12 protein-coding genes are annotated in these 15,141 nt (G+C 62.4%); 1 reads left to right on the forward strand and 11 read right to left on the reverse strand.

The features are described from left to right. Positions 1 to 124 precede the first annotated feature (124 nt). The 11 genes from hutG to hutC all read right to left on the reverse strand — a co-directional run bounded on the left by hutG (position 125) and on the right by hutC (position 13,558). The gene (hutG, locus tag M8Q45_RS22810) at positions 125 to 928 is read right to left on the reverse strand and encodes an N-formylglutamate deformylase (RefSeq protein WP_249876488.1); all 804 of its coding nucleotides are present in this window, start codon (positions 926 to 928) and stop codon (positions 125 to 127) included. 11 nt (positions 929 to 939) lie between these two features. Then, a complete protein-coding gene (gene hutI, locus M8Q45_RS22815; protein WP_249876489.1) occupies positions 940 to 2,142 on the reverse strand; it encodes an imidazolonepropionase in 1,203 nt (400 codons plus the stop codon). Positions 2,143 to 2,309: 167 nt separating this feature from the next. Next, on the reverse strand, positions 2,310 to 3,842 hold the full coding sequence (gene hutH / locus M8Q45_RS22820) for a histidine ammonia-lyase (protein WP_249876490.1): 1,533 nt from the start codon (positions 3,840 to 3,842) through the stop codon (positions 2,310 to 2,312). Positions 3,843 to 3,973: 131 nt separating this feature from the next. Beyond that, on the reverse strand, positions 3,974 to 5,497 hold the full coding sequence (gene hutH, locus M8Q45_RS22825) for a histidine ammonia-lyase (protein ID WP_249876491.1): 1,524 nt from the start codon (positions 5,495 to 5,497) through the stop codon (positions 3,974 to 3,976). Positions 5,498 to 5,647: 150 nt separating this feature from the next. Next, entirely contained in the window at positions 5,648 to 6,478 is an 831-nt protein-coding gene (locus M8Q45_RS22830) for a quaternary amine ABC transporter ATP-binding protein (protein WP_077506884.1), read from the reverse strand. Beyond that, positions 6,475 to 7,326 carry an ABC transporter permease gene (locus tag M8Q45_RS22835; protein ID WP_249876492.1) on the reverse strand — a complete coding sequence of 284 codons (852 nt, stop codon included), beginning with the start codon at positions 7,324 to 7,326 and terminating at the stop codon, positions 6,475 to 6,477. Before M8Q45_RS22835 ends, M8Q45_RS22830 begins: the two co-directional genes overlap by 4 nt. 71 nt (positions 7,327 to 7,397) lie before the next feature. Continuing rightward, positions 7,398 to 8,366 (reverse strand): ABC transporter substrate-binding protein, encoded by a 969-nt coding sequence (locus tag M8Q45_RS22840; RefSeq protein ID WP_014336129.1) that lies wholly within the window; start codon positions 8,364 to 8,366, stop codon positions 7,398 to 7,400. Positions 8,367 to 8,436: 70 nt separating this feature from the next. Continuing rightward, positions 8,437 to 9,903: a purine-cytosine permease family protein gene (locus M8Q45_RS22845; protein WP_249876493.1), complete on the reverse strand. Its 1,467-nt coding sequence runs from the start codon at positions 9,901 to 9,903 to the stop codon at positions 8,437 to 8,439. Between the two features lie 148 nt (positions 9,904 to 10,051). After that, positions 10,052 to 11,740, reverse strand: coding sequence for a urocanate hydratase (gene hutU, locus M8Q45_RS22850; protein ID WP_249876494.1), 1,689 nt, complete (start codon positions 11,738 to 11,740; stop codon positions 10,052 to 10,054). 541 nt (positions 11,741 to 12,281) lie between these two features. Next, entirely contained in the window at positions 12,282 to 12,851 is a 570-nt protein-coding gene (locus tag M8Q45_RS22855; RefSeq protein WP_249876495.1) for a HutD/Ves family protein, read from the reverse strand. Then, the gene (gene hutC, locus M8Q45_RS22860; protein WP_181291028.1) at positions 12,848 to 13,558 is read right to left on the reverse strand and encodes a histidine utilization transcriptional repressor HutC; all 711 of its coding nucleotides are present in this window, start codon (positions 13,556 to 13,558) and stop codon (positions 12,848 to 12,850) included. The genes M8Q45_RS22855 and hutC overlap by 4 nt, the downstream gene beginning before the upstream one ends. Before the next feature lie 145 nt (positions 13,559 to 13,703). On the opposite strand from hutC, the gene M8Q45_RS22865 reads away from it, so the two are divergent. Next, positions 13,704 to 15,068, forward strand: a complete 1,365-nt coding sequence (locus tag M8Q45_RS22865) for a formimidoylglutamate deiminase (RefSeq protein WP_249876496.1) — start codon at positions 13,704 to 13,706, stop codon at positions 15,066 to 15,068. The last annotated feature ends 73 nt before the right edge of the window (positions 15,069 to 15,141 follow it).

The following is a 15,141-nucleotide window of genomic DNA, read 5'->3' on the forward strand; positions in this document are numbered from 1 at the left end:
CGAGGGAGCTTGCTCCCGCTTGAGTGCGTAGCGCTCATAAAATCTTTGGGGCGGCTGCGCCCGAAGCGTCGGACCGTCCCAGCGGGAGCAAGCTCCCTCGCCACAAAAGCTACCTCACCACAGGTTAATCTTTGTAAGCCTGCCGTCCCCACGCCAGGAAGCCTTCGAGCAACTCTCTGAGCACCACCTGGGTCGGCGCCGCCAGGTCCGGGCGGTAGTTGAACGGTTCGAACTCTTCCATGTAGGTGCTCTGGCACAGTTCCAGCTGCACCGCGTGGATGTCCTCGGCCGGGTTGCCGTAGTGCCGGGTGATGTGTCCGCCCTTGAAACGCCCGTTCAGCACATGGGTGAACTGATCGTGACGGGCGCAGATGGCTTCGAGCTGGCTGGCCAGGGTCGGGTCGCAACTGGCGCCGTTGAACGTGCCCAGGTTGAAGTCCGGCAACTTGCCGTCGAACAGGTGCGGGATCACCGAGCGGATCGAGTGGGCGTCGAACAGCAAGGCATAGCCGAACTCGGCCTTGAGCCGCGCCAGCTCCTGTTGCAGCGCTTGGTGGTACGGCATCCAGACCTGTTGCAAGTACATCGCCCGCTCCTCGGCGGAGGGCTCCAGCCCTTCGCGAAACAACGGCACGCCGTCGAACAGCGTCGCCGGGTACAAACCGGTGGTGGCGCCGACGTACATCGGCTTGTCATCGGAGGGGCGGTTCAGGTCGACGACGAACCGCGAGTACTCCGCGGCCAGCGTGCTGGCGCCCAGCTCGGCGGCGAATTCGTAGAGCCTTGGAATATGCCAGTCGGTATCCGGCAGGCTCTGTGCCTCGGGGATCAACCCAGCACGTACCGCCGGGGTCAGCCGCAGGCCGGCGTGGGGCATGCTGATCAACAGCGGCACGCGCCCTTGCTTGAAATTCAGGACCTTCTCCACAACCGCTCTCCTCAATCGATTTCCACGCCGTGACGCACGACGCGTTTTTCCAGATCTCCGCCAAGCCAATAAGACAGGTCGGCCGGGCGATCGATGTGCCAGGCAACAAAGTCCGCCATCTTGCCGGCTTCCAGCGAACCGTGGGTTCGGGCCATGCCCAGGGCTTGGGCGGCATGAATCGTCGCCCCTGCCAACGCCTCTTCCGGGGTCATGCGCAAACAGGTGCACGCCATGTTCAACATCAAGCGCAACGACAACGCCGGCGAAGTGCCGGGGTTGAGGTCGCTGGCCACGGCGATTTTCACGCCGTGCTTGCGCAGCGCATCCATGGGCGGCAGCTGGGTTTCACGCAGGAAATAAAACGCCCCCGGCAGCAGCACCGCCACGGTGCCGGAAGCGGCCATGGCCTGGGCGTCGTCCTCGGTCATGAACTCCAGGTGATCGGCCGACAGCGCTTGGTAACGCGCCGCCAGGCTGGAACCGTGCAGCGACGACAATTGCTCGGCGTGCAGCTTCACGGGCAACCCCAGTTGTTGCGCGGTGATAAACACCCGCTCGACCTGCTCCGGGGAAAACGCCAGGTACTCACAAAAAGCGTCAACGGCGTCTACCAAGCCTTCGGCCGCCAAGGCGGGAAGCATTTCGGTGCAGATATGTTCGATGTAGTCGTCGGCGCGATCCTTGTATTCCGGTGGCAAGGCGTGGGCCGCCAGGCACGTGCTGCGCACACTGACCGGCAGCTCGGCGCCGAGGCGGCGGATGACACGCAGGATCTTGCGCTCGCTCACCAGGTCCAGGCCGTAGCCGGACTTGATTTCCACCGTGGTCACGCCGTCACGCATCAGGCTCTTGAGGCGTTTGGCGGCGCTGGCGAACAGCTCGTCCTCGCTCGCGGCCCGAGTGGCGCGCACGGTGCTGGCGATGCCGCCGCCGGCCGCGGCGATCTCGGCGTAGCTGACGCCTTGCAGGCGCTGTTCGAACTCACCGCTGCGGTTGCCGCCAAACACCGCGTGGGTGTGGCAGTCGATCAGCCCCGGCGTGACCCAGGCACCCTTGAGGTCGTTGACCGCCGGATAGTCGCCTACCGGCAATTCGGCGCGGGGGCCGATCCATTGAATGTACTCGCCCTGGGTGACGAGGGCGGCGTCTTCGATGATCGAGTAGACGCCCTGGGCCATGGTGGCGGCGTGGCAGTTTTGCCAGAGGGTTTTCATCCCGATGCCTCCGTGTGATTAATGACAAGCGCGCCCGTAGGAGCTGCCGAGTGCAACGAGGCTGCGATCTTTGCTCAGACAATTGAGTCGTGAGTGAACGCACAACAGACCAGAATCAAAAGATCGCAGCCTTTGGCAGCTCCTACAGGGTGGACGCGCTTAAGCAGTTACAGGCTCGGCAACAACTGCGCCGTGACCAGCTCGTTCAGGCACCGACTCGCCAGCAATTCACTGGCTGCATTGATGTCCGGCGCAAAGAACCGGTCCTTCTCGTAGAACGGCACTTCTGCACGCAGCAGCGCCCTGGCCTGCTCCAGTTTGGCGGAGGTTTTCAGACCGCCGCGCAAATCCAGCCCCTGGCATGCTGCCAGCCATTCCACCGCGAGGATCCCACGGGTGTTCTCGGCCATTTCCCACAACCGCTTGCCCGCAGCCGGAGCCATGGAGACGTGGTCTTCCTGGTTTGCCGAAGTCGGCAGGCTGTCCACCGAATGAGGATGGGACAGCGCTTTGTTTTCACTCGCCAGCGCAGCTGCCGTCACTTGGGCGATCATGAAGCCGGAGTTCACGCCGCCATTGGCCACCAGGAAAGGCGGCAGTTGCGACATGTGCTTGTCCATCATCAGCGAAATGCGCCGCTCGCTCAGGGAGCCGATCTCGGCGATCGCCAGGGCCATGTTGTCGGCGGCCATTGCCACCGGTTCGGCGTGGAAGTTGCCACCTGAAATCACGTCGCCCTCGGCAGCGAACACCAGCGGGTTATCCGACACGGCGTTGGCCTCGATCACCAGCACCTCGGCGGCCTGGCGGAACTGCGTCAGGCAGGCGCCCATCACTTGCGGCTGGCAGCGCAGGGAGTACGGATCCTGGACCTTGTCGCAGTTCTGGTGCGAGTCGGAGACTTCGCTGCGCTCGCCCAGCAGGTCGCGATAGGCAGCAGCCGCATCGATCTGGCCTTTCTGGCCACGAGCCGCGTGGATGCGCGCATCGAATGGCGAGCGCGAACCGAGTACCGCCTCCACCGTGAGACTGCCCAAGGCCAGGGCGCCGGCGAACAGGTCCTCGCCTTCGAACAGGCCACGCAAGGCAAACGCGGTGGAAACTTGCGTGCCGTTGAGCAGCGCCAGGCCCTCCTTGGCAGCCAGGGTCAGCGGCGCGAGGCCGGCGACTTTCAGGGCCTCGACGGCCGGCAGCCATTCGCCCTTGTAGCGGGCCTTGCCTTCGCCCAGCAGCACCAGCGACATGTGCGCCAGTGGCGCCAGGTCACCGGATGCACCCACCGAACCTTTCAACGGAATGTGCGGATAAACTTCGGCGTTGACCAGCGCGATCAGCGCATCGATCACCTGCCGGCGGATGCCGGAAAAACCGCGACTCAGGCTGTTGACCTTGAGCACCATGATCAACCGCACCAGCGCATCGCTGATCGGCTCGCCGACACCGGCGGCATGGGACAGCACCAGGGAACGCTGGAGGTTTTCCAGGTCCTCGCTGGCGATGCGGGTCGAGGCCAGCAGGCCAAAACCGGTGTTGATGCCGTAGGCAGTGCGGTTCTCGGCGAGGATCTGTTCCACGCAGGCAACACTGGCTTCGATCTGTGCCGACGCACTGGCGTCGAGGCTCAGGTTCACCGGTTGCTGATAGATGTCACGCAATTGAGCCAGGCTCAATTGGCCAGGAATCAGGTTTAAGGCAGTCATGTATTGCTCCTTTTGAGAGTTTTGTTTTCACTCGCCAGTCGCTCCGGAATGTTCCGTTATCCGTCACCTTCGCTTTTTGGGCGATGCCTTGTGGGCTATAGGTGCCTTGGCACGCTGGCGCTATTTTTCGATCAATTCAAATTCGGTAGTACGGTGTGCAACACGTTCGGGTCTTTCAGCAGCCCGGCGGCGCTGGCGATGTCCGGCGCCAGCCAGCGGTCCTGGTCGTAGGCCGGGACGCGCTCGCGCAGCAGTTTCCAGGCGACGTCGGTGCCGGCGCCGAAGCGTTGCACCTTGAGAAATTCAAACGCCTGGGCCGCCAGCAGGTATTCGATCGCGAGGATCTGCGTGCAGTTTTCCAGCGCCCGGTGCAGCTTCAGGGCCGCGTTGGTGCCCATGCTCAAGTGATCTTCCTGCAAACCGGAGGTGACGAAATTGTCGAGCACCGCCGGTTGCGCCAGTTGCTTGTTCTCTGCACACAGCGACGCGGCGACGTATTGGACGATCATCATCCCTGAGTTCACGCCAGGATTGGCGACAAGGAATGCCGGCAAGCCGCTGACGTGCGGGTTGATCAAGCGATCAAGGCGGCGCTCGGCGATGGAGCCGATCTCGGCCATGGCAATCGCCAGCAAGTCCGCCGCCAACGCCACCGATTGACCGTGGGGATTGGCTTGGGACATGACCCGGAAATTCTCTGGCGTACCCAGCAGCAGCGGGTTGTCGGTAACGGCGTTGAGCTCGGTTTCAATCTGCTGCCGGGCGTGCTCCAGTTGATCGCGAGCGGCGCCGTGCACTTGGGGAATCGAACGGATGCTCAAGGCGTCCTGGGTGCGGATACCCAGGCTCGACGCGATGACTTCGCTGCCATCAAGCAATGCCCGCAGGTTTACGCCGACCTGCTGCATGCCCGGGTGTGGCTTGAGGGCGATGATCTCGGCGTCGAACGCGGCAATCTGGCCGCGCTGGGCCTCGAAGCTCATGGCGCCGATCACATCGGCCCATTGCACCAGCCGCGTGGCATCGGCCAGGGCCAGGCAACTGAGGCCGGTCATGCATGGCGTACCGTTGACCAGGCACAAGCCGTCCTTGGCCCCCAGTTGCACCGGTTGCAAACCTTCTGCGGCCAGGGCCTGTTGCGCCGGGACGATCTGTCCGCGATAGCTGACCTGGCCAACGCCCAGCAGCGCGATGCCGATATGGGCCATGTGGGTCAGGTAACCCACCGACCCCTGGGAGGGCACTTGCGGGGTGATGCCGCGATTGAGCAGCGCCAGCAACGCCTCGACCACCCGGCGATGAATGCCGGACTTGCCTTGGCTGTAGTTGTGGATGGCGGCGCAGAGGATTGCCCGGGGCTGCTCGTCGGAGAGCGGCGCGCCGACGCCACAGGCGTGGCTGAGCAACGTGTTGCGCGACAGTTGGCTGAGTTGTTCGTCCTTGAGCGAGACATTGCACAACGCACCCAGGCCGGTATTGACGCCATAGGCGCGCTCGCCGCTTTCGACGATGCGCTGGACGATGGCCTGGGCATTGTCGATCCGCGCCCAGACTTGAGCCGACAGTTCCAGCGGCGCGCCGAAGCGGGCGACGGCGACCACGTCCTGCCAGCGCAGGGGGGCGCCGGTGATGATGATTTTTTCAGCCTGGGACATCTCAAACCTCATGCTTGCAACCTGAATATTGATGCAACTTTGCCGGCCCTATCGCGAGCAAGCTCGCTCCCACATTGGCTCTGTGTCGTTCACATAACCTGTGGGAGCGAGCTTGCTCGCGAAGGGGCCAGCCCAGCCACCACAAATCCCTCAAACCACCGCCGCCCGCCGCTGCACAAACCGATCGACATACTCATCCGCCGGCGAGTGCAGGATCTCCCGGGGCGTGCCGACCTGGATCAGCTTGCCGTCCTTGAGAATCGCGATGCGGTTGCCGATGCGCACGGCCTCGTCGAGGTCGTGGGTAATGAAGACGATGGTCTTGTGCAGGGTCTTTTGCAGTTCCAGCAACTGATCCTGCATTTCCGCGCGGATCAGCGGATCGAGGGCGCTGAAGGCTTCGTCCATCAGGATGATGTCGGTATCGGCGGCCAGGGCACGGGCCAGGCCGACGCGCTGGCGCATGCCGCCGGAAAGCTGGTGCGGGTATTTGTTCTCGTAGCCCTTCAGGCCCACGGTGTTGATCCAGTGCAGCGCGCGCTCGGCGCACACCTGCTTGCTCTCGCCGCGCACTTTCAAGCCATAGGCAACGTTGTCCAGCACGCTCTTGTGGGGCAGCAGGCCGAAGCTCTGGAAGACCATGCTGATCTTGTGCCGGCGAAACTCGCGCAGGGCGTCCATGTCCAGTTGCAGGATGTCTTCACCGTCCACCAGGATCGCGCCGCTGGTAGGGTCGATCAGCCGGTTGAAGTGGCGCACCAGAGTGGATTTTCCGGAACCGGACAGGCCCATGATCACGAAGATCTCACCGGTACCGATGCTCAGCGACAGGTCGTTCACGCCGACCACGCAGCCGGTTTCGGCCAGCACCTGGTCCTTGGTCTTGTTCTGGCGGATCAGGTCCAGGGCTTCCTTGGAGCGGTTGCCGAAAATCTTGAAGACGTTCTTGACTTCGATCTTGCTGATGGCTGCGTTGCTCATTTGCTCACCTCATGCCGAGGACGACCATAGGCCTGGGTAATGCGGTCGATGACCACGGCGAGAATCACAATGGCCAGGCCCGCTTCGAGGCCACGCCCGACGTTGAGGGTCTGGATGCCCACCAGCACGTCTTCGCCCAGGCCACGGGCACCGATCATCGAGGCAATGACCACCATCGACAGGGCCATCATGGTGGTCTGGTTGATCCCGGCCATGATGCTCGGCAGGGCCAGGGGCAGTTGCACGCCGAACAGCTGCTGCCAGCGGTTGGCGCCGAAGGCGTTGATGGCTTCCATCACTTCGCCGTCCACCTGGCGGATGCCCAGGTCGGTCAGGCGAATCAATGGTGGCGCGGCGTAGATCACCGTGGCGAAGATCGCCGGGACCTTGCCCAGGCCGAACAGCATCAACACCGGAATCAGGTACACGAAGCTCGGCATGGTCTGCATGATGTCCAGCAACGGCATCAGCACCGAACGCAGGCGATTGCTGCGCGCCGAGAGGATGCCCAGCGGAATGCCGATCATCACCGAAATCAGCGTCGCCACCAGCATCAGGGCGAGGGTCTGCATGAGCTTGTCCCACAGGCCCACCGCGCCCACCAGGAACAGCAGGCCAACAATCACCGCGGTGGTGACGACCTTGCGGGTGGCGTGCCAGGCAACGCCGCCGACAATGGCCAGCATCAGCCACCAGGGCGCCATGCGCAGCAGGCCTTCGAGGTTGACGATGGCCCACAGCAGCGTGTCGGAGATGTGCCGGAACACGTCGCCATAGTTGGTCACCAAGGAATCGACCCAACCGTTGACCCAGTCGGCGATGGAGAAGGTAAAGCTTTCGGGAAACATAATTGACTCTCGATCAGGTGGATGCGGTGAATGTCCCGGCCAGCCCATGGGTTGGCCGGGAAATATTCGACCTACAGAGCCGCGTCGATTTTCTTGGCCGCGTCTTCGCTGACCCACGCATGCCAGACTTCAGGATGTTCCTTCAGGAAGATCTTCGCCAGTTTCGGCGACTCGATCCGCTCTTTGGCCATGCGCCCGAGGTTCTGGTTCAGGATATCGATGGGCAGGTTGACCTTTTCCAGGACCGCCACCAATTCCGGGGCTTCGTCGTGGAAGGTCTTCGACAAGCCGACCTTGATGCTCACGCTTTTATCCACGCCCGGTTTTTCTTCCAGTTTCACCAGGTCCACCTGGCCCATCAGCGGCGTTGGCGACCAGTAGTAGAACAGGATCGGCTCGCCACGCTTGTAGCTCGACAGCACGGCCGCATCCAGAGCCGGGCCGGTGCCTGGGCGGAAGTTGGTGTAGGTTTTTTCCAGGCCGTAGCTTTTCAGCATTTCGCTGTTGTCCAGCTCGCAGGTCCAGCCAGCCGGGCAGTTGTAGAAGCGGCCCTTGGACGGTTCTTCCGGGTCCTTGAACACGGCGGCGTACTGGCCCAGGTCGGCAATGTTCTTCAGGCCTGGCGCCTTGGCTTCGAGCTTGCGCTTGGCGTCGCCTTCGACCACGTAGCGCGGCACGTACCAGCCTTCGATGGCACCCACCACCGGGGCACCGACGCCGACCACCTTGCCGGCCTTCTCGGCCTTGTTCCACACCTCGCTGCGGCCGACCCACTCCTCGGCGAAGACCTGGATGTCGTTGCTGCTCAGGGCGTTTTCCATGGTGATGGAGTTGCCTGGCAGGCTGTCGGTCTTGCAGTCGTAGCCTTTTTCCAGCACCACTTGCAGGACGTCGGTCAGCAGCATGCCGCTTTCCCAGTTCAGGCCGGCGAACTTCACCGGTTTACCCGACTCGCACCAACCGGCCGCTTGCGTGGCGCCGGCGCTGGCCAGCAGGCCCATGGAAAGCAATGTGGTCAGCAGGGTCTTGTTCGACTTCATTATGTGACGCTCCTAATCAGTTGGATTGGCTTACGGCAGTCAAGAGGCATCCAGCCCTGTCAACGTCCCATCAGACCGCTTGGATGCGGCCCGCCCTGCTCGGTTGTGCGTCAACCGCGTCCTGCTCGACCGGCAGGATCAATTGATCGGGTACTGCGCTGTGCCACTTCCTGGCGAGGACGTAGTACAGCGCCGCCGGGACCACCAGGCCGATGATCCAGGAGATATCCACTCCACCCATGGCTTTCACCAGTGGGCCGGTATAGAACTTGGTCGCAATGAACGGCAATTGAACCAGTACGCCAAAGACATAGACGCTGATGCCGAGCACGTTCCAACGGCCGTAGCGACCGGTCGGGTCGTTCAATGCCGGCACGTCATAACGTTCGCGAGTGATGCAGTAGTAATCCACCAGGTTGATCGCGCTCCATGGCGTGAAGAACGCCAGCAAGAACAGGATGAAAGACTTGAACGCACCGAGGAACGAGTGCTGGCCAAGCAGCGCGATCAAGGTCGCGGCGCCAACGATGAACAGCACGAAGACCAGGCGCTGCACACGCGTGACGCTCAGGTGGCCACGGAATCCGCTGATGATGGTCGCGATGCACATGAAGCTGCCGTAGGAGTTCAGCGTGGAGATCGTGACCTTGCCGAACGCGATGCTGAAGTACAGCAGCGCAGCGGTGGCCCCCGTCCCGCCCAGGCCAACGATGTAGGCCACTTCGTGACCGGCGAACTGGCCGTTGGCCGAGGCCGCGGCAAACACGCCGAGGATCATCGCCACCTGTGCGCCGATGACTGAACCGGCGCCTGCGGCGAAAAAGGTTTTCACCGACGACGTGTTGCTCGGCAAGTAACGCGAATAGTCAGCCACGTAGGGGCCGAAGGCGATCTGCCAGGAGGCCGCGAGCGACACCGCCAGCAAGAAGCTGCTCCAGCTGAAATGGCGGATTTGCAGAAGCGCGCCGACGTCCGTCTGGCTCATCAGGCGAGCGAACAGGTAGACAAAGGCAATCACGCCAAGAATGCTGGCGACACGGCCAATGAAGTGAATCACCCGATAGCCGAACACCGTGACCAGCACGATGACGCTGGCGAAAATCAGGATGCCGACACTGTCGCTGACGCCAAACAACTGGCCCAGCGCCTGGCCGGAAAGCACCGTTCCCGTTGCGGTGAACCCCAGGTACATCAGGCACACCAGCACGATCGGGATGGCCGCGCCATAAACGCCAAATTGCACCCGGCTGGAGATCATCTGCGGCAGCCCCAGCTTGGGCCCTTGCGCGGCATGCAGCGCCATGACGCCGCCACCGAGCACTTGGCCGATCAGCAAACCGATCAATGACCAGAACACATCACCGCCCAATACCACCGCCAAAGCACCGGTGACGATTGCAGTGATTTGCAGGTTGGCCCCCATCCAGAGGGTGAACTGGCTCAACAACCGTCCGTGCCGCTCCGCTTCCGGGATGTAGTCGATCGAGCGCTTCTCGATCAACGGCTTGCTGTTTTCGCGTGTGCTGGTGACAGCCATGGTTCAACCTCTGTGGATTGTTCTCGGATTCATTTGCGCCGCATTCCTGTGGGAGCGAGCTTGCTCGCGATGAGGGCGTGTCAGTAGACGGAACCGGTACTGATCCACCGCTATCGCGAGCAAGCTCGCTCCCACAGGGGATCCGGGATTATTTGCCGGTGATCATCGGCAGGTTCAGCCCCTGCTCCTTCGCGCAATCGATCGCAATCTGGTAACCGGCATCGGCATGACGCATCACGCCAGTGCCCGGGTCGTTGTGCAGTACGCGAGCAATCCGCTCGGCCGCTTCGTCGGTACCGTCGCAGACGATCACCATGCCGGAGTGCTGGGAGAAGCCCATGCCGACGCCACCGCCGTGGTGCAGCGAAACCCAGGTCGCGCCGCTGGCGGTGTTGAGCAAGGCGTTGAGCAGCGGCCAGTCGGAAACGGCGTCGGAGCCGTCCTGCATGGATTCGGTTTCACGGTTCGGGCTGGCCACGGAACCAGAGTCCAGGTGGTCGCGACCGATGACGATCGGTGCCGACAACTCGCCGCTACGGACCATTTCGTTGAACGCCAGGCCCAGCTTGGCGCGCTGGCCCAGGCCAACCCAGCAGATCCGTGCCGGCAAGCCCTGGAAGCTGATGCGCTCGCGGGCCATGTCCAGCCAGTTGTGCAGGTGGGCGTCGTCGGGGATCAGCTCCTTGACCTTGGCGTCGGTCTTGTAGATGTCCTGCGGGTCACCCGACAGCGCCGCCCAGCGGAACGGGCCGATGCCACGGCAGAACAGCGGACGGATATAGGCCGGGACGAAGCCGGGGAAGTCGAAGGCATTTTCGACGCCTTCTTCTTGGGCCATCTGGCGAATGTTGTTGCCGTAGTCGAAGGTCGGCACGCCCATTTTCTGAAAGGCCAGCATGGCTTTGACGTGGACGGCCATCGATTGCTTGGCGGCCTTCACCACGGCAGCAGGCTCGGCCTTGGCGCGGGCACGGTATTCGTCCCAGGTCCAACCGGCCGGCAGGTAGCCGTTGAGTGGGTCGTGGGCGCTGGTCTGGTCGGTGACCATGTCCGGGCGCACGCCACGACGGACCATTTCCGGCAGGATTTCAGCCGCGTTCCCACACAGTGCGATGGAAATTGCCTTGCCTTCGGCGGTGTATTTCTCGATGCGCGCCAGGGCGTCGTCGAGGTCTTTGGCTTGCTCGTCGACGTAGCGGGTTTTCAGGCGGAAATCGATGCTCACCTGCTGGCACTCGATGTTCAGCGAGCATGCACCGGCCAAAGTTGCGGCCAGCGGTTGCGCGCCGCCCATGCCGCCCAGGCCGGCGGTCAGGACCCAACGACCCTTGAGGTTGGAGTCGTAATGCTGGCGACCGGCCTCGACGAAGGTTTCATAGGTGCCTTGCACGATGCCCTGGCTGCCGATGTAGATCCAGCTGCCGGCGGTCATCTGGCCGTACATGGCCAAGCCCTTGGCGTCGAGTTCGTTGAAGTGCTCCCAACTGGCCCAGTGCGGCACCAGGTTGGAGTTGGCGATCAGCACGCGCGGTGCGTTGCTGTGGGTCTTGAACACGCCCACCGGCTTGCCGGATTGCACCAGCAGGGTTTCGTCGTCGTTCAGGTTGGTCAGGCTTTCGACGATCTTGTCGTAGCACTCCCAGTTGCGCGCCGCGCGACCGATGCCACCGTAGACCACCAGCTCCTTCGGGTTCTCGGCCACTTCCGGGTCGAGGTTGTTCATCAGCATGCGCAGCGGCGCTTCAGTCAGCCAGCTCTTGGCGGTCAGCGTGTTACCGCGAGGGGCGCGGATTTCAACGTCACGGTATTTTTCAGGTTTGCGGGTAGCGTCGGTCACAGCAAAAACTCCTCAGCGATCAATCCAGACCAGCCCGGGCAGTGGGCAGCGATTCAGCGGACGTTGCGTTGAATGCAGGTGACTCATACGCATACGTCTTTACTTGTATGTACAAGCATATGCAATCAAGCGGCCAACTTGGGGACGGCGCTGCTCAGGGACGATTGGAGAAATGGCTGAAAGCCCTTTAGTTGAAGGGCTGCCGAGCCGCATGAAATTTTTGATGAGGGTTTTCGAGGGGGAAATCGAAGGGGCATAAAAGCGTGGTATTGCGCCACGCTGGGGCGTTCGGTAACAAGTTGGTGCGCGGGTAGGGAACAATGAGCGCGCTTTTTGTGGCGAGGGAGCTTGCTCCCGCTGGGCTTTTGTAGGAGCTGGCGAAGGCTCGGGACGCGTTCGGACGATCTTTTGAATTTTCGCTTGGGATTCAAGTGTCTTTGGAAAGATCGCAGCCTCGTTGCACTCGACAGCTCCTACACAGCCCCTACAGGCCCAGCGGGAGCACGCTCCCTCGCCACAAAAGCTCTGTCGCAGGACTTCTTTAGTGAGCCGTCAGCTCGATCACACAGCATTGACCGTGAGTGGAGACATCCACCAGCCCGGTGTTACCGCTCAGTTGCAAACAATCGTAAAGCCCCAAGTCGACGGTGGAGTCCCCGACCTTGATAGCCAACCCCGGAGCCGCACTGAACACCAACACTGTCCCCGCCTCGCTGAAAAACCGCTGCTGGCCGCCCAACCACTGCAGCCGCGCACGGTAACGCTGCGGCGCGTAGATCAGGTTGAAGTCGCGAATCGGCCCGCCCAGCAGCGTGCAATGCACATGACTCTCACCGCTGAACGCAAAAGGGTCCAGCGGATGCAAAGGCCGCGTGGCCTGGCCATCGACGTTCAGGGTCATGCCATCCCCTTGCAAGACGCTGATGACCCGCTCATAACCGGCGAAGGTGGAAAAACCACCCGACTCACCTATATCGGCTATCGACAGGCGCCAGCCGAAACCTTCGAGGCCGGCACCGGCATCGCGGGTGATTTCTTCCGTGCTGCCACCGCCGTTCTTCCACGGCATGCGCGGGTAATCCGCAGCGCGTAAAACCTTCAACTGACTCATTTATGAAAACGTCCTTCCAGGCTGTGACGGGAGCCCGGATGAATCAGGCGTGCGGCGGTCACTGGCTGGCGCCCGGACCAGGTGCGGCGACGGATCAACAGGCACGGCTCGCCTCGCTCGATCTGCAGCAGCTTGCATTCGCTCGGCTCGGCCAGGATGGCCTCGACCACATGCTCGCCTTCGGTCAGCGGCGCAACCTGATTCAGATAGGCGTAGGGCGTTTGGAGGGTGAAGTCTTGCTTGAGGTATTCGGGCGCCACCAGCGCGTTGACGAAACGGTCCTCGATTTGCACGGGGATGTCGTTCTCGAAATGCACGATCAACGAGTGGAACACCTTCTGGCCTTCGCGCATGTCCAGGGCCAACGCGCGCTCGGAACCGGCGGCCTCTTCTTCGAGGGTGATGACCTTGCAGGTGTGGCGATGACCGCGGGAGGCGATTTCATCGGCGATGTTGTGCACTTCGAACAGCGCGGACTGGCTCTTGGGCTCGGCCACGAACGTGCCGACTCCCTGCATGCGGACCAGCAGGCCATCGGCGGTCATTTCCCGCAGGGCGCGGTTGATGGTCATGCGGCTGAAGCCCAACTGGCTGACCAGTTCGCTTTCCGAGGGCACGCGGTAATGGGGCGGCCAGTTTCCACTGTCGATCTGCTGGGTGATCATCTGTTTGACGCGGGCGTACAAGGGCGCCGGACTGTCACCCATGTGTGCGGCCAGCGGCGGTTTGGCAGGCGGAGTCGGCACGGCGTATTCCTGTTCTGCGAATGTTGATGACTAGCTTGCCGGAGTTTACCGGGCAGGCAAACGTCTGTATATGTATATACAAATTACACGCAACGAGGTTCAACCGATGTCCGCCTTCTTTGCCGAGCGTGCACTGCTGCCTAATGGATGGGCCAACGATGTACGTCTTGAGGTCGACGCCGAGGGCGTCCTGACCCATGTCCAGGCCGATTCCCACGCAGACGGCGCCGAACGGCTTGGCGGTCCGCTGTTGCCGGGCATGCCGAACCTGCATTCCCATGCGTTCCAGCGGGCGATGGCCGGCCTGGCGGAAGTGGCGGGCAATCCCAATGACAGTTTCTGGACCTGGCGCGACTTGATGTATCGCCTCGTCGGAAAAATCAGCCCCGACCAGCTTGGCATCATTGCCCGGCAGCTTTACATCGAAATGCTCAAGGCCGGCTACACCTCGGTCGCCGAATTCCACTATGTACACCACGACACCGACGGCACGCCCTACGCCGACCCGGCCGAACTGGCCCTGCGTATCAGTCAGGCCGCCAGTGCCACGGGCATTGGCTTGACCTTGCTGCCGGTGCTCTACAGCCATTCCGGTTTCGGCGGCCAGGCACCCAATGACGGGCAGCGCCGGTTCATCAACAGCACCGAAAACTACCTGAAGCTCCAGTCACGCTTGCAGCCGATCCTGGCCGGACAACCGTCCCAGGCGCTGGGCTTGTGCTTCCACTCGCTGCGCGCCGTGACACCCGGGCAGATCCACGACGTGCTCGCCGCCAGCGACCGCGATTGCCCCGTGCACATCCACATCGCCGAACAGCAAAAGGAAGTCGACGACTGCCTGGGCTGGAGCGGCGTGCGTCCGCTGCAATGGCTGTATGAAAATGCCGAGGTGGATCAACGCTGGTGCCTGGTCCATGCCACCCACGCCAATCCACAGGAAGTCAGCCTGATGGCCAGGAGCCGGGCGATTGCCGGTTTGTGCCTGACCACCGAAGCCAACCTGGGCGACGGGATTTTTCCGGCCGTGGATTTCCTCGCCCAGGGCGGCCGGATGGGCATCGGTTCCGACAGTCATGTGTCGCTGAGCGTGGTCGAAGAGTTGCGCTGGCTGGAATATGGCCAGCGGCTGCGGGACCAGCGCCGCAACCGGTTGCACCGAACGGACCAGCCGATGGTCGGACGTACCCTGTATGACGCTGCGTTGGCAGGTGGCGCCCAGGCGCTGGGCCAACCCATCGGCGCGTTGGAAGTCGGCAAGCGCGCCGACTGGCTGGTGCTCGATGGCAACGATCCGTACCTGGCCACGGCCAATGGTGACGGCATCCTGAATCGTTGGCTGTTTGCCGGCGGCGATCGCCAGGTGCGGGATGTGATGGTTGGCGGCAAGTGGCAAGTGCGCGACGGACACCATGCCGGCGAAGAAGAAAGCGCCCGGGCATTTACCCAAGTGCTGCGCAAACTCTTGGACTGACCCTATCAACCCTGTGGGAGCGAGCTTGCTCGCGATAGCGGACTTTCAATCAACATCCATGTTGAGGGAAAAG

Source organism: Pseudomonas sp. T1.Ur, from assembly GCF_023516725.1.
Taxonomy (GTDB): domain Bacteria; phylum Pseudomonadota; class Gammaproteobacteria; order Pseudomonadales; family Pseudomonadaceae; genus Aquipseudomonas; species Aquipseudomonas alvandae.